Raw genomic sequence first — 20,027 nt, forward strand, 5'->3', positions numbered from 1 at the left:
GAGGCGCTCGCCCGGGCGCGTCAGCCAACGACGAGGTGGGCGAAGCGGCGGTTCTTCGAGCCGACGCGGACCAGGTAGCGCTTCCCACGTTCGAGCTTGAGCTGCTCGTCCTTGACCACCTCGCCGTCGAGGTGCACCGCGCCGCCCTTCACGAGGCGCCGCGCCGCGGAGGTCGACTCGGCGAGCCCCGCCAGCGCCAGCGCGTTGCCGATCGGGATCGTGTCGCGGTCGCTCGCCACGTGGAGCTCCTCGATGTTCTCCGGCAGGCCGCCGGCCGCGACGCTGCGGCGCCGCTCGAGGGCCGCGCGCGCGTCCTCCGCCGAGTGGAAGCGGGTGACGATCTCCTGAGCGAAGAGCTCCTTCACCGCGATGACGCCCTGCTCGCCGCGGAGGACCGCCTCCCGCAGGGCGGAGATCTCCTCGGGCGGGCGCGACGACAGGAGCTCCATGTACCGCCAGATCACGCCGTCATCGACGAGCATCAGCTTCTGCAGCATGTCGAACGGCGGCTCGGTGATGCCGACGTAGTTGTCCGCGCTCTTCGACATCTTGGCGCCCACGACCTTCCCGTCCTCGACGCGCGCGTTCGTGCCCTCGAGGAGCGGCATCGTCATCACCATCTGGGCGCGCTTTCCGTAGCGGGGCATCAGGTCGCGCGCCACGAGCAGGTTGAAGAGCTGATCGGTGCCGCCGAGCTCGATGTCGGCCTCGAGCTCGACCGAGTCGTAGGCCTGGAGGAGCGGGTACATGAACTCGTGCACGTAGATGGGCCGCGCCTCCTCGTAGCGCTTCTTGAAGTCGTCGCGCTCCAGCATGCGGGCGACTGTGTACTTCGCGCAGAGCTCGATCATCTGCGTCGGATCGAGCTTGTTCAGCCACTCGGAGTTGTAGCGGACCTCGGTCCTGTTCTTGTCGAGGACCTTGAACGCCTGCGCCTGGTAGGTCTCCGCCGCGGCGACGACCTCCTCGCGCGAGAGCCGCGGGCGCAGCTCGTTCTTGCCGGTCGGATCGCCGACCATCGCCGTGAAGTCGCCGACCACGAAGACCACGTGGTGCCCGAGCTCCTGGAACTCCCGCATCTTCTGCATCACCACCGTGTGGCCGAGGTGGAGATCGGGGCGGGTCGGGTCGAAGCCGGCCTTCACGCGCAGCGGCTTGCCCTCGCGGATCCGCTCCTCGAGCTCGGCTCGGACGTGGAGGTCGACGACACCCTTGCAGAGGATCTGGAGCTGACGTTCGGCGGGGACCATGGGGGCCCGCTTCTACCGCGCAGCGGAACCGCCCGCCAGGGGGGCGACGCGCCTCGGCGCGCGCGAGCGAAGAGGGCGCAGGAACGACGAGGTCACGTCGTCACCTCGTGCGGCGCGTCACGTCACCTCACGTCACGCACGCGCCGCGCGCCGCCTCATTCGTCGTCGGTCTCCTCGTCGTCCTCGTCCTCGTCGTCGTCGTCGCCCGAGATCGCGTACGCGCGGCTCGCGTTGACGAGCTCCTTGAGCTCCTTGCCGACCTTGAAGAACGGAAGGCGCTTGGCGGGCACGGGCACCGGCTGGCCCGTGCGCGGATTCCTGCCGCTGTAGGGCTTGTACGGCCTGACCGTGAAGCTGCCGAACCCGCGGATCTCGATGCCTTCGTTGCGCTGGAGCGCCTGCGTCATCGCGTCGAAGACGCAGTTCACGACGAGCTCCGCTCGAGCCTTGGTGAGCTCCCCCCGTCCCGCGATCGCGTCGATGAGCTCGCTTTTCGTCATGGTCCACCTCCCCCACCCCAGCGGACCGCCGCCGGCGCTCGACTTGCCGCTTTCCACCGCAGAGCTCCAGGGGATGCGCCGCTCCAGGAGCCGCACGACAACAGAATCCTATGAAAAGCTCGCATGTTACGGGACTAGCGGTCAACCGAATTCCCGCCCACAACGGAGAGCGCATCGAGCGCGAAGAGGCCCTGGGTCTCCCTCGTTCCGCACGTTTCGCTCGTTCCGCATGTTTCCCTGGCCTCTCGGGCGAGGGCGAGCTCGATTTCGACGGCATCCTCGGGGATCGGGTGCGGCGGGAGATCGGCGCAGGCGAGCGGCGCGCCGGGTGGGCTCGGCGCGGCGGGCTCGACCCGCCAGGCGTGGAGCAGGGCGCCATCGACGAGGAGGCGCACCTCGCCGGCGCCGTCGCCCGAGAGCGCCACGCGCGGGCTGATCCGGGCGCCGCGGAGCCAGGGGGCGGGCAGGCCGACCCGGACGACGGCCTCGCCGCGCCCCGCCGCGTGCACCGCGAGGAGGCGCCCGCCGGACGCGCACGTGCCGCCGGCGTGCTCGGGCAGCGCGAAGGCGCCGCGCTGCGCGCGGGGCGGCCACAGCGACTCGCCCTCGATGCGGGCCTCGCCGGGCGGCTCGGCGTCGAAGACGAGCGGCGTTATCGAGACCGTGGCGAGGCCGCCGCCGTCCGGGATCGCGAAGCGGTAGCGGTACGCGGGGGGGCGACCGCGGGCCTCCCACGCCATGCGGTCGATCGCGTCGCCCCGGTAGCGCAGCACCGCGACGTCCTCCGGGGCGGGATCGAAGCCGAGGTTGAAGCCGTGATCTGTGTCGACGAACACGAGGCCGCGCGAGACGCCCGCGCGCGTGACTGCGGCGGGGTCGAACATGGGCAGGCCGCCCTCGCGATCGCGGAGCGCGGCGTGGTCGAAGCCCGCGCGGAAGGCGAAGCCGGCGAGCGGGAGCGCCGTCGCGAAGAGCGCCGCCGGGAGGAGCGCCGCCGGGAGGAGCGCGCCACACCGGCGCGCGGGGCCGCGCTCCGCGCGCGCCGCCGTCGCAGCGCGCCCCGCGTGCGCCGCCATCGCAGCGTGCTCCGCGAGCGCGAGGGCGGCCATGGCCGCGAGGACGTGCTCCACCGGCAGCACGTCGGCGAAGAAGCGCGCGCCGCCTCCCGGGTAGTTGCCATCGAAATAGAAGGGGGCGTAAGCGGCGATCTGGAGGAGCGGGGCGATCGCGAGGGCGCGCGAGCGCGGCCGACGCCAGGCGATCACGGCGCCGACGAGCACGAGCAGCGCGAGCGGCTCGGCGTTCAGCGCGTCCACGAGGTGGAGCTTCAGGCGGCGCAGCGTCGTGCCGGCAGCAGCCAGAAAGCCGTATCCTTCCGCGAGGTTGTGACGGACGAAGTCGCCGTGCTCGCCGACGCAGCCGACGCCGGCGCCGAAGCCGTAGCGGAAGCAGCCGGGCGGGCCGTCCGAGACCGCGTAGTACGCGGCCTGCGACGAGGCGAAGGCGCCCGTCGCGGCGTGCTGGTGGGCCGCGAGCAGCGCGAGGCCGGGGAGGGCGCCGAGCGCCATCGCCGCGGCGAGCCGCACGAGCCGCGGCGAGGGGCGCGGCGGCGGCTCGCCCTCGCGCGGACCGGCCGCCGCGCTCCCCGGCGCGATCGCCGGCAGGAGCACGAAGGGCAGCGTCGCGGCGAGGGCGAGCGCGCTCGGCGGGCGCGTCGCCGCGAGCCAGCCGGCGGCGAGCCCGGCGAGCGCGGCGGCGCGGACTGCCGGACCGAGGGGCCCCGTCGCGGCGCCCGTCGCCGCGGCGGCGCGGGCCTCATCGAGCGCGCGCCGCGCCGACGCGAGCGCGACCGTGAAGCAGAGGGCCGCGAGCCCGTGCGACATCGTGTCGGCCGTGTGGTAGCGGAGCGCGGCGCAGAGCGCCGAGAAGAGCGCGGCGACGAGCGGAACGAAGCGGATCGGCGCGGCGCTCCCGGCCGGGGCCGGGCCCTCCGGCGCGAAGCGCGCGGCCAGGTCGTAGGTGGCGATCGCGAGCGCCGCGGCGAGCGCGGGGCCGATCGCGAGCGGCGCGCCCGCGAGGAAGCCCAGCGCGAGCAGGGCGGGGTAGCCCGGAGGAAAGAGGACCGCGACCTCGGCCGCGCTGCGCCCGGCCATCGTGCCGCCCACCGCGTCATTGCGGACGAGGAAGCGACCGAGCACGGAGGCCGCGGGCTCGTCGAGCGGCCACGCGAGGTGGCCGGCCGCCATCGCGCGCGCCTCGAGCCAGTAGCTCGTCGCGTCGATGATGCGGGGGCCGCCCCGCAGGTAGACCGCGACGTACGCGGCCGAGAGGAGCGCCGCGACGACCGAGAGGGCCGCGGCGATCGCGGCGCCCAGGGCCGCGCCGGAGGGGGGCGCGGGGTCGGGGCCCGAGCGCGCGGCGCCGGGGCGCGGAGGCGCGGGGCCGGCCCGTGCGGCTGCGGGCGAGCGGCCACGGCGGAGGAGCCAGGCGCCGCCGAGCACCGCGGCGAGGGCGAGCGCGAGCGCGATCCATTGCGCGGGGTCGCGGGGCAGGCCGGCGCGCACGTCACTGTCCGGCGAGCGGGCGCGCGCCGGCGCCCTGCGCGGGGCGATCGAGGATCCAGACGTGGTGATCGACCCACTCCCCGTCGACCGGCGTGAGCGTGAGCGTGAACGTCTCGGGCAGGCCCTCGGGGAGGTCGAGCGAGGCCTCGGTCCAGCCGTCGCCCCTCTTGAGCGCGAGGTGGCCGATCTCCCGGCCGTCCGCCGTCGCGCGGATCGTGGCGGCGCGGGGCGCGGCGGTGCGGACCACGAGCCTGCCGTGGCCCTCGCGAGGGGCGTGCAGGCGGGCCGCCTCGCTCCGGCCGCCCGGGATGACGCGCCCGGCGTCGAAGCGATCGTGCCCCGGTCCGCGCGGATCCGGGAGGACGCTGAAGCCGACGAAGCCGGCCTGCGGCCGCGGGAACGCGTAGCCGTGCTCCCGCTCGCTCACGAGGTCGGCGACGTCGAGCTCGTCGACGACCCGCTCGTCCGCGCGCATCGACGCGGGCGCCTCGCCGTACGCGAGCGGGCTCCAGTCGGCCTGGTAGATGACCTTCTCCGCGCCGCCGCAGATCACGTTGCCGACGACGGGGATCGCGGCGATCCGCCTGCCGAAGATGGCCGGGAGGTCGCCCCACCAGCCCGGGTAGATGGCCAGCGTGTCCGGGCGGTCCTCGGCGGGGATGCGCTCGATGAGCTCCAGCGAGGCGCCGAGGCCGTGGACGCCCGCGCGCGCGAACGGGAGATCGTGGTAGCCGCCGAGCCCGATGAGGTCGAGGCCGGGCCGGTCCGACGCGTAGAGGAGCGCGCCCGCGTCGCCGACGAGGACGCGGCGCACGTCGAGCTGGGCGAGGAGCTTGCCGGCGACGAGGTGCTGATCGCGGATGTTGCGGCTGGCGCGGCCGAAGAACCAGATCTGGTCGCGCATCCTTGGCAGCTGGTGGGCCCAGAAGAGCGCAGCCACGGCGAGGGCGAGCGCGACGCGCGCGCACCAGAGGCCGCGCGCCAGGGCGCCGCCGCGGGCCGCGGCCGCGACGCCGCCGAGGGCCCCGAGCCGCGCCCTGAGCCCGGCCGGGGCGCTCCCTTGCGGCTCCTGGCGCTCGTCGCCGCTGGCCCATGCGGCGCGCGCGACGAGCAGCGCGAGACCCATCGCCGCGAGCACCAGCAGCCAGGCGACCGCGGGCATGGTGTACCGCTCGTTCTGCCAGCGGACCTGACCGTTCAGGGACACGAGCGCGAGCCACCCGACGACCTGGACCCAGAGCAGCGCCGCGGCCCCGCGGGTCTTGCGCGAGGCGAGGGGGACGAGCGCGAGGGCGGGCACGAGCCAGCCCCAGGGGAGGGCGTCCGAGAAGTGGTGGTTGGTGTTGCGGGCGACGACGTACGTCGCGAGGAACTCGTAGGTGTCCCACTTCTCGGAGGACGTCATGTACGGGTTGTTCAGCGCCAGCTTGGCGATGGCGCCGCTCGCCGCCCACTCGCCTGTGAACACGCGGTTGGCGACCGCCTGGGCGAGGCACGCGAGCGCGCCGGGCACCGACGTCCGGAGCAAGGTCGCGATCGCCGCGCGCGCGCCGTGCGCCCGCTTCACGGCGATGGCCGCGTAGACGCTCAGCGCCGCCACGCAGACGACCGACTCCGGCCGGGTGGCGTAGAGGAGCGCGCCGGCGAGGCCGGCGGCCCAGCCGAGGTGGGCGAGGCGCTTCGGCGGCGCCGCGGCGCGCGCGTCGTCAGTCGCCCGCGTCGCCCGCGCCGTCGGCTCGCGCGGCCCGTCGGCCGCGCGGGCGACCGAGAGCGCGGCGAGGGTGGCGAGGGCCCAGACGCCGAGGTGGAAGGCGTTCTCCATCCCGCTGAACAGCGACCAGTCGAGCGCGCCGATGGAGAGCGCCACGGGCGGCAGCAGGTACTTCGCCCAGCGCCCGACAGGCTCGAGGAGCCGCGCGCCGACGAGCAGGAAGCCGAGCGTCGAGGTGCACGCGACGATCGCCGCCCACTGCATCAGCAGGACGCCGCGGAAGCCGACGAGGTAGCCGAGGGCGAGGACGAACGGGTAGCTCAGGCTCGTGTTCCCGCTCGAGAAGCCGTTGCCCTCGGACCACTCGAACGGGTACCCGCGCGCGGTGGCGCGGGCGTAGTCGAAGTGGATGAAGACGTCGTCGAGCGGCGCCGACCACATGCCGCCCGTCTGCTGGTGCATCGCGCTGTAGAACGCGACGGCGGCGTAGAGCACGCACGCGCCCGCGTAGGCGGCGAACAGGACCGGATCGACGCGCGGCCAGGCCGCGACCAGGCGATCGAGCCGACCCGGGGGCGCCGCCGGGCCGGCGTCCCGGGAGACGGTGGTCTCGGTTTCGCCGGTTCCGTCCGTTCCGTCGGGGGAGGCGCTGCTCGGTCGGGGCGCTGCGCTTCCGGGCGGCGAGGAGGGTGCGGGGTCGGCGCTGGACGGTGACACGCGGCTCTTTTACACGACTTTCACGCGGCCCGAGCCGTGGAGCCCGTCCGCGAAGGCGTGCGGGGAGTGGCTGGAGGTATCCGGGGAAGAGCCCGTCGGACCGTGCTCGGGCCTCGCGGTCCAGTCCTCCGGGAGCACGGGCCTGTGGCTCAGGGAAGTGTCACCGCGGCTCCCGGTCAGAAGGGTTACCAGGGCTGCAGAGGCGGCCAGCTCTGCCCAGCACGTTTGCAAGCGGCTGATTCAGGATTGAAATGGGCAAGGCATTTTACTAACGAAAGTCCCTGAATTCGGAAGGGAATCTCTTGGCCCGCATCCTGCTCAGTGAGCAGGCTCAGAGCGCCCGTGACGGTTTCCCCCCCACCGTCGAGCGGGCGCTCTTTTTTTGTCCGCTGCCTCCGGGCTCTGGCGGACGGACCCACCGCGGTGCCTTGGCGCGCGTTCGCTGTCGTGCCGGCCGCGACGCTCGTCGTGCGCCTGTTCCTGCTCCGCTGCGCCGCAGCCCAGGCGACGTGAGGGCTGGTTGCCCGTGTAGGATCCTCCCCCGGATCACGACCCACGAGGCCCCATGCCTGCGTCAGCCCCTGTTTCCCGCCTGCTGTTGCTGCTGTTCCTCTGGAGCCTGCTCGCGGCGTGCGCGCCGGGCTCCGCGGCGGCGCCCGCGATCGAGCCGCCGAAGATGGTGGTCCTCCTGCCGCCCGCCGCGCCGACCGCTGTCGTGGCGGCCGAGCCGGAGCAGGAGCCGGAGCCGGGCACCGCGGTACCCGTCACCCGCGCGGATCCGTGGTGGGGCGAGCCGCTCGCGCCGGTCACCCTCGTGGTGTGGGGCGACTACGAGTGCCCCTTCACCTCCAGGTACATGGCGACGCTGGAGCAGCTGAAGGAGGCCTACGGGCCGTATCGGCTGCGCATCGTCTGGAAGCACTTCCCGCTCGCGTTCCACCAAAATGCGCGCCCGGCGCACCTGGCGGCCGAGACGGTGTTCCGGCTCGGCGGGGCCGAGGCGTTCTGGAAATTCCATCAGCTCGCCTTCGCCAACCAGCGCTCGCTCACGCCGGAGTCGTTCGAGGCCTGGGCCGCCGAGGCGGGCGTCGATCAGGCGGCGTTCCACGCGTCCTTCGAGGAGCAGCGGCACGCGCCGAAGATCGACCGGGACGTCGAGGCCGGCAAGACCGCGGGCGTCACGGCCACCCCGGCGACCTTCGTGAACGGGGTGTTGGTCAGCGGGGCGCGGCCCATCGACGACTTCCGGACCGTCGTCGACGAGCAGCTCCGGGCGGCCGAGGATCTCCGGCGAGCCGGCGTCCCGCAGGAGCGCGTCTACGCGGCCCTGTCCGAGCAGAACAAGGCGCGCGCCCCGGCCCCGAAGCCGCCCACGCCGCGGGCCCCCGAGGACACGACCGTGTGGAAGGTGCCTGTCGACGGGTCGCCGATCCGGGGCAACCCGGACGCTCTGGTCACGCTGGTCATGTTCTCGGACTTCGAGTGTCCGTTCTGTCGCAGGGTCGCCCCGACCGTCGAAGGCCTCGAAAAGAAGTACGGCGCTCAGCTGCGCGTCGTCTTCAAGCACTACCCGCTCCCCTTCCACAAGCGGGCCGAGCCCGCCGCGGAGCTCGCGCTGGAGGCCAAGGCGCAGAAGGGCGACGCGGCGTTCTGGAAGGCGTACGAGCTCTTGAAGGCCGGGGGCCTCGAGGACGCGGACCTCGCGGCGCACGCGAAGTCCCTGGGCCTCGACGTGGTCCGCGCGCAGAGGGCCATCGCCGCCCGGCGCCACGCGGCGCGCATCGAGCGCGATCAGCGCCTCGCCGACGACATCCAGGCGAGGGGGACGCCCCATTTCTTCATCAACGGCAGGCGGCTCGCCGGCGCCCAGCCGGCGGAGAAGTTCGAGGCCCTCATCGACGAGCAGCTCGCGAACGCCGCGAAGCTCGTGGCCGCGGGCACGCCGCCCGCGAAGGTCTACGACGCGCTTCAGAAGGACGCGAAGGCCGCCAACCCGCCCGAGCGGATCCTCGCCCCCGCGCCGACCAAGGACAACCCCGGCAAGGGGGCGAAGCCCGGCGCGAAGGTGACGATCCAGATGTTCGCCGACTTCCAGTGCCCGTTCTGCAAGCGCGTCCAGCCCACGATCGACGAGATCATCGCCGCCTATCCGGGCAAGGTCCGCGTTGTCTTCAGGCACCTGCCGCTCCCCTTCCACACGCGGGCGCCCCTCGCCGCCGAGGCGTCGATCGAGGCGTTCCGGCAGAAGGGCGAGGCCGGCTTCTGGGCGATGGCGCAGCGCCTGTGGGAGGACCAGTCCGAGAGCGGGCTCGGCCGGGGGGCGCTCGAGGGCCACGCGGCCGCGATCGGCCTCGACGTGGCGAAGTTCCGCGCCGCGCTCGACTCGGGAGCGCACCGCGCGGCGGTCGAGGCGGACCTGAAGCTCGCCGAGCGCCTGCGCATCACCGGCACGCCGTCCTTCGCCATCAACGACTACTTTCTCAGCGGGGCGCAGCCGACCGCGCACTTCACGCGGCTCGTCAACAGGGCGCTCGGCCCGCACGATCCCCCGACGAAGGAGTCGCTCCACGGCGCGGGCAAGCCCGCGGCCCAGCCGGGAGCAGCGCAGCCGACGCCGGCGCAACCGACGCCGGCGCCGCCGACGCTGGCGCAGCCGGGCGCGGCGCAACCGGCGCCGGCCCAGCCCCCTGCGACGGCCGGCCAGATGGGGGCGAAGCACCTCCTCATCATGTATGCAGGGTCACTGCGGGCCCGGGCGCACATCGTTCGCACGCGGGACGAGGCGCGCGCGCTCGCTGGGCAGCTGCTCGTGAGAGCGCAGCAGGGGGCGAGGTTCGAGGATCTCGCGGCCCAGTACAGCGACGAACCGGCTGGCCGCGCGCGCGGCGGCGATCTCGGCACGTTCCGCAAGGGCATGATGGTGCCCGAGTTCGAGCAGGCGGTGGAGAACCTCGCTGTCGGCGCGATGAGCGGGGTCGTGGAGACGCCGTTCGGCTTCCACATCATCCTGCGGACGCAATAGCGAGCGCGCACGGCCCCCGCAGGGGTGGATCAGCGCACGTGGGGAGTTCCAACGTCGCGCCTCCCGGATCGTCCCCCGGCTGGATTGGATGTAGGACGGGTATCCCGCTCGCGAAGAGAACGGCGGATCGCGCGGCGACGAGCGACGGGGAGTGGCTCCTTTCAGCGCGATGGCGCGGCTCGACAGCGGGGGACCTCCCGCCACGGGGGACACCCCGCGGCCGTTCAGTGGACGAACGGGTTCGTCCGCGGCGACTCGCGGCGCGGGGGGCGCAATTTCAGGTCAGGCCCGATTCTTCTTACCGGTCCCGGTTGAGAAGATTTCGCGCCATCCTCCAAAGGCGTCCGCGCGCTCTCTGCGCGCTTCCATGCGGCCTGCGCGTTGACCCCTCTCGCGCGCGTCGAGTAGAACGATCTTCGCGCCAGAGCGCGCCACCCAGTCAGCGCCAGCGCGGATTGGAACCGCAAACGATGCGTTGGTTCGTCGAGATCTCGTCGTTAGGCCAGAACGCTCCGCCGAGCAGGAAGGTGTGCGTCGAGGCCCCGCAGTGGCAGCCCGCGCTGCAGAAGGCCCGGGCGCTCCGCGGCGATGGGGGCCCGCTCAACAATTTCTCGGTGGATCTGCTGGAGAGCGGCTACCGAGCGATCGATCCGGCGACGCGCGTGCGGTACGTCGTGCAGCGCGCCCCGGACGACGCGGCGCTGACGGACGGGACCGACACCCCAGCGGGCGCGTCCCCGGCCGGGGCGGCTTCTCCCAGGCCGGCCGAGCCTGCGGGGCGCGTCGCAGGGAAGCGTCCGATCGCGCCCACGGTCCCGTTCATCTCGATGGGGACCGCGCTCCTCGTCTCGGAGCCAGCGGGCGCCCAGGCGCAGCCGGCGAAAGGCGGAGAGGCCGCGCCGGGGCGGGATGCGCCGCCGGAGCGAGCCGCCGCGCCGGAGCGAGGCGCCGCGCCGGAGCGAGCGCCCGCGGAGCTGCCGCCGTATCAGCTCATCTCGCAGCGCGAGGAGAACCCGTCCGAGCGCTCGCCGCTCACGTACCGAGAGCTCGTCTATGCGGTCGCGACCGGCACCCCGCGCGATCTCGTCAGCGCGCTGCTGGTCGATCGGCTCGAGCGCGCCCGGCAGCGCATCGACGACGCGCGCCCGGGCAAGTTCATCCATATCGCCGTGTTCGATCACGTCTTCGACGGCCGGCCTCAGCGCGGCCCGCTCGCGACCCTCGCCTGGAAAGACTGGCGCTCGGCCGAGCCCGAGATCCAGTTCCGCCCGCGCACCGGCGGCACCGCGCCGCCGCCGGCCATGCCGCCTGCGGACGTGGCGCCGCCGGTTGCCGTGCCGCCGGCCGCCGCGCCGCCTGCGGGCGTGGCGCCGCCTGCCACGCCGGCGACGGACGTGGCGCCGCCGGTCGCCGCGCCGCCTGCGAACGTGGCGCCGCCGGCCACGCCGGCGACGGACGTGGCGCCGCCGGCCGCCGCGCCGCCGGCCGCCGCGCCGCCTGCCACGCCGGCGATGGACGTGGCGCCGCCGGTCGCCGCGCCGCCGGCTGCCACGCCGGCGACGGATGTGGCGCCGCCGGCCGCCGCGCCGCCCGGCACGCCGCCTGCGGCCGTCGCGCCGGCTGTGGACGTGCCGCCGCCTGCGGCCGTCGTGGCGGCTACGACCGTCGCGGCGGCTGCGGACGCGCCGTCGCCTGCGGCCGCCGCGGCGGCTGCGGACGTGCCGCCGCCGGCCGCCGCGTATCCGGCGGACCTGCCGCGGCCAGCCCTCACGCCGCCGGCCGATGTGGTGCTGCTCGCCGCGCCGTCCGACGAGCAGAAGGGGCTGCCACGTCTCCAGCTCGTTCCGGAGGCGCCAGAGGTCGCTGCCGCCACGCCGGCCCCGCCGCGTCGGCGGTCCTCCTTCCCTCCGAAGAACGGGCGCCTCTCCGGCGACGACCTCATCGCGGAGCTGTTCGAGGCGTGCAGCGACCTGCACTTCCTCCAGGACACCCTCGCGGGCGCCGACTTCATCCTCGCGCTCACGCTCGACAAGATCCCGTGCGCCCTCGGGCTCGTGTCGCTGTTCGACATCAACCGGCGCGAGTTCGTCGTCGTCCGGCAGTACGGCGGCAAGAGCGCGCTCCTCGCCCGGCTGTCCGAGCGGGCGCCGCTCCCGCTGGCCGCGATGCGGTCGAGGCGCGCCGTCGTGGTGCCCGACGCGGCCAAGGACGAGCGCGTCATCGACGAGCGGTGGAAGGCGATCGGCGTCGAGCTCCGGAGCGTCATCTGCGCGCCCGTCGAGCTCGCGGGCCGCTACCTCGGCCTCCTCGAGATCGGAAACCCGCTCGACGGCAAGCCCTTCTCCGAGAGCGACGGCAACGCGCTCACCTACATCGGCCAGCAGTTCGCCGAGTTCGTCGGCGCGCGCGGCGTCGTCCTCGAGCCCGGCCTCGTGACCGCGGGGGCGAAGAAGGCCGCCCGCTAGCGGAGCCGAGCGATGGACCTCCTCCCCTCCGCCGGGCAGCGCCATCGCGTCCCGTACTTTGCCCTCGTCCCCGCCATCGTCGTCGCCGTGCTCGTGCTCGGCGGGATCGCCCTGCGCACGACGCTGCAGATCGAGAAGGCGCGGCAGCAGACCGTCTTCGACGCGACGCTCACCCTCGCCGACGAGCGCGTCGATCGGCTCGACAAGCTGATCATCGCCCAGGACAACGTCGTCGCCGCGCACGTCGACGTGGCGAACCTCTCGGTCATCGCGCGGCGGTGGCTCCCCACGGCGGCCCGCGAGACGCCGACCGTGCGCGCCATCCTGGTCCTCGACATGGACAACGAGGCGCACGACGTGCTCGCGTTCGCCTCGCGCGGCGCGTCCGGGCGGGAGGACGACGCGTTCCGCAAGCTCCTGCTCGCCCGCCTCCTGCCGCAGATGAACTTCTCCGGCGACACGGGCGAGCTTCGCCACCTCCACCACGTCATCGATCAGCAGAGCCTTCTCGTGAGCTACTGGCAGCGCGAGCACGTGGGGCGCAGGTGCCTCATCGTCGCGTGGCACGAGGTGCCGCGCCTGGTCCACGAGGTGATGCCCCGGCTCTTCCGCGACCTCGATCGCGAGAAGAGCCGGATGAACGTCATCGACGAGGAGGGCCGCATCGTGTTCGGCCCGCCCATCATCGGCGGCGAGTTCACCGTCGGGCGCCCCTTCCCGACCACGCTCTACAACTGGCGCCTCCAGATGGCGCTCACCACGGCCGAGGAGCTCGGCGAGAAGGTCGAGCGGCAGCGCCTGATCGAGATCCTGATGGTCGGCTTCTCGGCCCTCGTCGCCCTGGCGGGGCTCGCGATCGTGGTGCTGGCCTCCGTGAACGAGCGGCGGCTCGCGGCGCTGAAGAGCGACTTCGTCGCGAACGTGTCCCACGAGCTCAAGACGCCGCTCTCGCTGGTCCGCATGTTCGGCGAGCTCCTGCTCGGCGACCGCGTCCCCAACGACGAGAAGCGCCGCCAGTACCTGCAGATCATCGTGAGCGAGAGCGAGCGGCTCACCGCGCTCATCGAGAACGTCCTCGATTTCGCCCGCGTCGAGCGGGGCAAGGCCGCCTACGAGTTCGCGCGCGGGAGCGTCGCCGAGGTGGCGACGCGCGCCGTCGACATGTACCGCTACCGCGCCGAGCGCGAGGAGATGACCGTGGAGCTCACGATCGCCGAGGGCCTGCCCGAGGCGCTCATCGACGCGCGCGCGCTCGAGCTCGCCCTCGTGAACCTGCTCGACAACGCGCTCAAGTACGCGAAGGACGGCGGCCGCGTCGCCGTCGCGGTGGAGGTCGAGGGCGGGGGCGGCGGGCGCCTCGCCGCGCTGACGCGCCAGGCGAGGCGGGTCGCCATCCGGGTGAGCGACCGCGGGCCGGGCATCGATCCCGACGAGCAGAAGCACATCTTCGAGCGCTTCGCGCGCGGACGGCGGGCGAGCGAGCGGCAGGTGCGCGGCAGCGGGATCGGGCTCGCGCTCGTGAAGCACATCGCCGAGAGCCATGGCGGCGCCGTGCGGGTCGAGAGCCCGCTCACCGACGACGGGCGCGGCAGCGCGTTCGTCGTGTCGCTCCCCGCGCTGGAGCACGACCGGGAGGCGCAAGAGGGCGCGGCGAACGCCGAGCCGGTGGTGACCGATCCGGCGCCGGACGCGGGGTCGCCGTGAGGGCGCGCAAGCGCGGCGAGGCGGCGCCCCGGGCGGGCGACGCCGCGGTCAAGGCGGCGCCCCGGCGGACGGATGCCGCGCGGGGCGCCGCGGTCCAGGCGGCGCTCGACGGGGTGCGCGCGCGGTGCGCCGTCGAGGAGCGCCGCGCGCGAGACCCGGTCTCCTTCGTCCATCGCTACACGGACCCGGCCGATCAGGAGCTCGTGGCGCTCATCGCCGCGTCGCTCGCCTTCGGCAACGTGAAGGCGCTTCACGCGAAGATCGGCGAGGCGCTCGACCGCCTCGGGCCGGAGATCGCCCTCACCGCCGACGACGCCCGGGCCGTCTCGGCGCGGCTGCGCGGCTTCCGGCACCGGATCTACCGCGATCGCGACCTCGCCGGGCTGATCGTCGGCGCCCGGCGGGTGCAGCGGGCCTCGGGCTCGCTCGGCGCCGCCTTTGCGGCCGAGCTCTCGCGCACCCGCGACCTGCGCCAGGCCCTCGGGGCGTGGGTGCGGGCGATCCGACGCGCCGGCGGCCTCGACCGGCGTCCGGACGACCGCGGAGCAGCGCACATCCTCCCCGATCCCGAGAAGGGCAGCGCCGCCAAGCGGCTGATGCTCCTGCTGCGGTGGATGATCCGCCCCGCCGACGGCGTGGACCTCGGCCTGTGGCCGGTGCCCCCGTCGGCCCTCCTCATCCCGGTCGACACGCACATCGAGAAGCTCGGCTACAACATCGGGCTCACCGATCGCAGGGGCGCCACCTGGAAGACGGCAGAGGAGATCACCGCGGCCCTCCGCGGCTTCGATCCGGCCGACCCGGTCAAGTACGACTTCGCCCTCTGCCACCTCGGCATGCTCCAGCAATGCCCGTCGCGGCGCGATCCGGTCCGCTGCGAGGGGTGCGGCGTGAAGCCGGTCTGCCGTCACTGGGACGAGTGAGCATGCCCTGTACGTCGGATTTCCGTCCCGAACAGCTACTTGCCTGATCAGTTCGAGAGCGTGAAGCCCTTCGAATTTGAATCAAATTGCAACCGTGATTTGCAAGGATGCAATAGTGACTGGTTGTTCTTGGTGTAAGTGTTCGAAGTTCTACTCTGGATGGGGCGGCACAGAGCCTGCAAAATGGTGGGCGAGCGCCGTCGCGGAGACCTTCCCCCCCCAGGTCCGCGAGGCGCTTTTTTCATTTTGTCCCCGGCAAGCGCATGAGCGCGGCCGTTCGGCAGACAGCACGGCAAGAAGAGCGCCGCAACGGAGCCCCCCCGAGCTCTGCTGCGACGTTCTTCTGGCCGTGCCCCCTTTCCCGGGGTGCTTACGGAACCCTTGCCTGCTCTCTCCTCGCCCCGACGTGTTGCGATGCGCATGCCACGTTCTGGGCTGGTAGATCTGGAACCTTTGTGCACGCCTGTGCTGGAGCTCTCGATCTCGCGCCGCGGTAGGCCTGGGCACATGATCATGTCCCCGCGAGACGCGAATCCCAGGGAAAATGAGCCGTTGCCAACGTGCGTTTCCGCCAGGGGCAGTCGCCCCGCGCGCTGTCCGGCGCAGTCGGGTGGAGTCGACTCCGGAGCGCTGTGTGACTTTTTCGCGCGCGCAGGAGATGATCGTGAAACGTGCTGTTCCCATCGATTCATGATCATCCAGAGGAGCGAACCGGTGAGCGGCCTCGACGAGCAGCGGGTCTGTATTCCGTCCATCCTGGTGAAAAGAATGTCGAGGTTGCTCGCATGCGGAAGCAGCGCCAGCAGGTAGATTGACCGTATGGTCTGGACATTCGGGGCAACCCTCCTGGTGGCGCTGGCGCTCACGGTGCTGGCAGCGATCGGGCTCTGGGCGCACCTCCTTTACTGGGTCAAGCGGCTGACCCTGCCGCTCGAGTACAGCGTGGAAGAGGTCCTTCGGACCGAGGATGGCGCGCCCATCGAGATCCGGCGCGTGCCACGCCCGGACGGCGTGGAGGCGCAGCCGGACCTGCCGCCGATCCTGCTGGTCCACGGGATCGCCGCGAACCATAGAAACCAGGACATCCACCCCGATTACTCGCTGGCTCGCCACCTCGCCACGCTCGGACGCGACGTGTGGTTGTTGACGTTGCGCAGCGGCCGCCTCCTCACCCGCGCCGAGCGCCGCAGCGTCCGGTTCTCCGCCATGGTCCGGTACGATCTTCCCTGCGCCATCGAGGCGATCCTGGAGCGCACCGGCGCCCGTTCCCTGGATTATGTCGGCTTCTCCATGGGTGGCATGCTCCTCTATGCCGCGCTCGGCCGGAGCGTCCCCGGCGATCGGGTCCGCCGCGTCGTCATCGTCGGCTCGCCTGGCCGGCTCACCACGCCGGTGCGCCTCATGCGCTTCCTGCCGGGCCGGCTGCTGCCGGGCGTCCCGCTCCGCCTCATGGCACGCAGCTTCGCGTTCGCGTCGGAGTGGCTGCCGACGCCCATCCATCACGCGGTGGCCAACCCGCGCAACGTGCCTCCCGGCGTCACGCGGCTCGCGCTCGTCAACTGCATCGAAGACATCCCTGCTGCGCTGAACGCCGATTTCGCCGCCTGGATGGCGAGCGACGGGGAGATCCGCGTGGACGGCGAGCGGGTCCTGGACGGCCTCGCCTCGGTCGCGGCGCCGGCCCTGTTCATCGCGGGCAGCGCCGACAGGATCGCCCCCGCCACGGCGGTGCGCGCGGCCTTCGACGCATGGGGGCGCGATCGCCCGGAGACGCCGAAGCGCTTTCTCGTGCTAGGGCGCGACTTCGGAGCGCGGGAAGATTACGGTCACGGCGATCTGGCCGTCGGCGCCTATACTGGCGTCGAGCTCTTCGAGCCGATCGCTCGTTTCCTCGGTCCCCAGGCCGAAGACGCGTCGGGGCCCGAGACGGGCGCCGTGGCGCTGGAGGCCATCCAGGCGCGTCAGCCGACATCCGACGAGACCGCGCCGGTGCCGGACTTCCCGGCCGCCTGACGGCCGATTGCAGAGCGAAAGCGAAGAGGCGTATCCTCGACGCCGGATCTCTCGGAGCCACGCGGTGGCCGGCCTGTCCGCCGAAGGATGTTCATGAGTCACCCCGGATTGCGCGCCAGGTTCGAGCCGTCGTCGATGGCGCTCTGGCTGACGGTCGCGGCCCTCCTCGCCCACGCCGCGTCCTGCGCGGGGGACTCGTCCGACGGGCCGTGTGATGACGGCCTCACGCTGTGCGGCGGAGCGTGCCTCGACACGCAGGTCGATCCGGACCACTGCGGCGGCTGCGACGGCGTCTGCGCGAGCGGGAAGCGGTGCGAGGCGGGCGTGTGCGTCGGCGGGGCGGGGGGCGTGGACGCCTCCTCGACGGGCGGCGCGGGCGGCGCGCTGTGCGCCCCCGGCCTCGTGGCGTGCAGCGGCGGCTGCGTAGACCTCGACACGGACGCCGCCCATTGCGGGGGCTGCGGCCAGGAATGCGCGGCCGAACAGCGGTGCGAGGGCGGCGCCTGCCGCTGCGCCTCCGGCCTCACCGAGTGCGGCGGCGGCTGCGTGGACGTGGAGAGCGATCCGCTGCATTGCGGGAGCTGCGAGGCCCGCTGCCCCCTCCACGAGACGTGCGTGGAGGGGGCGTGCCTCTGCGATGAGCGCTTCGCGGTCTGCGGCGGCAAATGCGTCGATCTGGCCGTCGACCCGGCGCATTGCGGCGCGTGCGGCGCGGCCTGCGCCCCGGGGCTGTTCTGCCAGGGGGGCGCGTGCGCCTGCGCCGTCGGCGACTACGAGGACATCGGCTCGACGGTCCCGCAGCGCCTGACGGGCACCACGATCGGCGCGGAGACCTATTTCTCGCTCGCCTGCATGGCCGCCGGCTCGACCGAGTTCGTCTACAGGTTCACGGCGGAGGAGGCCGGCAGGTACAAGTTCGACACCGCCGGATCGAGCTACGATACTGCCATCGGCGTCCTGGACTTCGACGCCTGCGAGGAGCTCGCGTGCAATGACGATCGCGGGGGAGCCGCGACAGGCAGCGCCTCGGTGGCCCTCGAGGGAGGGCAGAGCGTCCTCCTCGTCGTCTCGGGCTACGACGGCGCGCAAGGCGACTTCGCCCTTCACGTCGACCGGGTGGCGCCGCCGGCGTGCCCGCTCGACAGCATCGCGACGGCTCTCCCGCAGACGATCACCGGGGACACCTGGGGGCTCGGCGACGCCGTCTCGACCCGCTGCGGTTCAATCGACACCCCCGACGCGAGCTACAGCTTCACCGCGCCGCGCGCTGGCAGGTACATCTTCGACACGTCCGGCTCCACGTTCGATACCGTCCTCGAGCTGCGCAAGGGGTCCTGCTCAGGGACGCTGATCTCTTGCAACGACAACGCCATGGAAGCCGAGACGTCGCGCATCGTCGTGAACCTCGCCGAGGGCCAGACGGTGGTCGCGGTCGTCGACGGCATCGACGGCGGATCCGGGCCATTCACGCTCAACGTCAGCGAGTACGTGCCGCCTCCATGTCCGGAGTTCACGCTCGGCGCCACGTTTCCGCAGACGGTGACGGGCACCACCGATGTTCCGGATCGCGTGAGCATCCTCCCGTCGCCCTGCACGAGCGACAGCGGCCCCGAGGTCACCTATGGGTTCACCGCGCCGGCGACCGCGCTCTATACCTTTGACACCTTCGGCACCTCCTTCGATACGGTCCTCCACGTCCACGAGGGGACATGCAGCGGCGAGAGCGTCGCGTGCAACGACGACACCGCTGGCCGGCAATCGCGGGTGAAGATGGTGCTCCGCGAGGGAGAGACCGTCGCCGTCGTCGTGGACGGCTACGCCGCAGTCGCCTCCGGCGCCTTCAAGCTCAACGTGAGCCAGACCTTCGTCCCTCCGTGCCCGATGCTCGATCTCGGGTCGACGGTGCCTCAGACGGTGACAGGGACCACCGCGGATGCGGCCGACGTCCTGCGCCCGAGCTGCGGCAGCGGCGGCGCCGGCGAGGTGACCTACAGCTTCACCGCGCCCGCGGCCGGCACCTACGTCGTCGATACGTTCGGATCGAGCCTCGACACCGTCCTCTCCGTCCTCGACGGCAGCTGCTCCGGGGCCGTGCTCGCGTGCAACGACGACGCGGCGGGAAGTGAGCAGTCGCGGATGACGCTGGAGCTCGCCGAGGGGCAGACGATCGTCCTCCTGGTCGACGGCAGCGCCGCGGGCGCATCGGGCGATTTCACGCTCAACATTGCGCGGTTCTCGGGCGGCGGCACCTGCTCGACGGCGATCGATCTCGGCTCCGTCACCCCGCAGGTCGTGACGGGGAGCACCGAGGAGCGGCCCGAGTCCGTTCGCCCGAGCTGCGGCTTCTCGAATGCTCCGGACATGATCTACCGCTTCACCGCGTCGGTGGCTGGGCTCTACATCTTCGATACGTTCGGATCGAGCTTCGACACCCTGCTCCAGATCTTGAAGGACAGCTGCGCGGGGACGTCGCTCGGGTGCAACGACAACACGGACGGTCAGCAGTCGCGTGTCGCCCTCAGCCTGGCCGCCGGTCAAACCGTCCTCGCCGTGGTCGACGGCAGCGGCACGAGCTCCGGCGACTACGTGCTCCAGGTGGACCGGTTCACCGGCCCGGGGACCTGCGCGACGGCCATTAACCTCGGATCGCCGCTGTCCGTCACCAGGACCGGCACCACGCGCGGCCAACCCGACGCGGTGAGGCCGAAATGCGTGTCCGCAGCGCTCGTGTCCTCTCCGGAGGCGGTGTTCACCTACACCGCCCCGATCCGCGGCACCTATGTCATCGACACGGCCGGCTCGTCGTTCAACACCGTCCTTCACGTCCACTCGGGTGGCTGCGGCGGCACCGAGCAACAATGCAACTACGATCCGAGCGGCACACGAGCGTCGAAGGTGCAGATCGATCTCGCCCCCAATCAGACCATCACCGTGGTCGTCGATGGGTATAATGGAGCGTCTGGCGACTTCACGCTGAAGATCTCCAAGCTCTGAGTCCGCGCCGCATGTGCCCTGGAGCCGGCCTGACGACGGCGTCCGTCGCGTCGAGGTGGCGAGGGCGCCTCTCCCCGGCGCGGCGAGCGCGGTCCGGGCCGCGGATCGGCCTGCGCGCAGCCGGCCGGGCGCCCCCGCCGGTTGCGGATGCGTCGGCCGCAGGC

Annotated in this window: 10 protein-coding genes; 6 read left to right on the top strand and 4 right to left on the bottom strand. The window is 72.7% G+C overall.

What is annotated here, in order from left to right:
- Positions 1-20 precede the first annotated feature (20 nt).
- From tyrS to WMF14_RS02910, 4 genes are all read right to left on the bottom strand, one after another.
- Positions 21-1,250, bottom strand: a complete 1,230-nt coding sequence (tyrS, locus tag WMF14_RS02895; protein WP_437798639.1) for a tyrosine--tRNA ligase — start codon at positions 1,248-1,250, stop codon at positions 21-23.
- 155 nt (positions 1,251-1,405) lie between these two features.
- Positions 1,406-1,750 (bottom strand): HU family DNA-binding protein, encoded by a 345-nt coding sequence (locus WMF14_RS02900; protein ID WP_437297590.1) that lies wholly within the window; start codon positions 1,748-1,750, stop codon positions 1,406-1,408.
- A 134-nt stretch (positions 1,751-1,884) separates the two neighbouring features.
- A complete protein-coding gene (locus WMF14_RS02905) occupies positions 1,885-4,314 on the bottom strand; it encodes a hypothetical protein (protein ID WP_437798640.1) in 2,430 nt (809 codons plus the stop codon).
- Position 4,315: 1 nt separating this feature from the next.
- Positions 4,316-6,742, bottom strand: coding sequence for a hypothetical protein (locus tag WMF14_RS02910; RefSeq protein ID WP_437798641.1), 2,427 nt, complete (start codon positions 6,740-6,742; stop codon positions 4,316-4,318).
- 565 nt (positions 6,743-7,307) lie between these two features.
- Here WMF14_RS02910 and WMF14_RS02915 point away from each other — a divergent pair.
- From WMF14_RS02915 to WMF14_RS02940, 6 genes are all read left to right on the top strand, one after another.
- Positions 7,308-9,764 (top strand): thioredoxin domain-containing protein, encoded by a 2,457-nt coding sequence (locus WMF14_RS02915; protein ID WP_437798642.1) that lies wholly within the window; start codon positions 7,308-7,310, stop codon positions 9,762-9,764.
- Positions 9,765-10,234: 470 nt separating this feature from the next.
- On the top strand, positions 10,235-12,229 hold the full coding sequence (locus WMF14_RS02920) for a GAF domain-containing protein (RefSeq protein ID WP_437798643.1): 1,995 nt from the start codon (positions 10,235-10,237) through the stop codon (positions 12,227-12,229).
- A 12-nt stretch (positions 12,230-12,241) separates the two neighbouring features.
- The gene (locus tag WMF14_RS02925; protein ID WP_437798644.1) at positions 12,242-13,933 is read left to right on the top strand and encodes a sensor histidine kinase; all 1,692 of its coding nucleotides are present in this window, start codon (positions 12,242-12,244) and stop codon (positions 13,931-13,933) included.
- Positions 13,930-14,856 (top strand): TIGR02757 family protein, encoded by a 927-nt coding sequence (locus WMF14_RS02930; RefSeq protein WP_437798645.1) that lies wholly within the window; start codon positions 13,930-13,932, stop codon positions 14,854-14,856. The genes WMF14_RS02925 and WMF14_RS02930 overlap by 4 nt, the downstream gene beginning before the upstream one ends.
- Before the next feature lie 819 nt (positions 14,857-15,675).
- Positions 15,676-16,869 (top strand): alpha/beta fold hydrolase, encoded by a 1,194-nt coding sequence (locus WMF14_RS02935; protein WP_437798647.1) that lies wholly within the window; start codon positions 15,676-15,678, stop codon positions 16,867-16,869.
- 93 nt (positions 16,870-16,962) lie between these two features.
- On the top strand, positions 16,963-19,863 hold the full coding sequence (locus tag WMF14_RS02940) for an MXAN_6577-like cysteine-rich protein (RefSeq protein WP_437798648.1): 2,901 nt from the start codon (positions 16,963-16,965) through the stop codon (positions 19,861-19,863).
- Positions 19,864-20,027: the final 164 nt, after the last annotated feature.

It is taken from the genome of Sorangium sp. So ce693, from assembly GCF_051521375.1.
Lineage (GTDB): Bacteria > Myxococcota_A > Polyangia > Polyangiales > Polyangiaceae > Sorangium > Sorangium atrum.

Bases quoted from the DNA above. Each gene is read 5' to 3' on its own strand.
- tyrS (WP_437798639.1), bottom strand. From the start codon at position 1,250: ATGGTCCCCGCCGAACGTCAGCTCCAGATCCTCTGCAAGGGTGTCGTC.
- WMF14_RS02900 (WP_437297590.1), bottom strand. From the start codon at position 1,750: ATGACGAAAAGCGAGCTCATCGACGCGATCGCGGGACGGGGGGAGCTC.
- WMF14_RS02915 (WP_437798642.1), top strand. From the start codon at position 7,308: ATGCCTGCGTCAGCCCCTGTTTCCCGCCTGCTGTTGCTGCTGTTCCTC.
- WMF14_RS02920 (WP_437798643.1), top strand. From the start codon at position 10,235: ATGCGTTGGTTCGTCGAGATCTCGTCGTTAGGCCAGAACGCTCCGCCG.
- WMF14_RS02925 (WP_437798644.1), top strand. From the start codon at position 12,242: ATGGACCTCCTCCCCTCCGCCGGGCAGCGCCATCGCGTCCCGTACTTT.
- WMF14_RS02935 (WP_437798647.1), top strand. From the start codon at position 15,676: ATGGTCTGGACATTCGGGGCAACCCTCCTGGTGGCGCTGGCGCTCACG.
- WMF14_RS02940 (WP_437798648.1), top strand. From the start codon at position 16,963: ATGAGTCACCCCGGATTGCGCGCCAGGTTCGAGCCGTCGTCGATGGCG.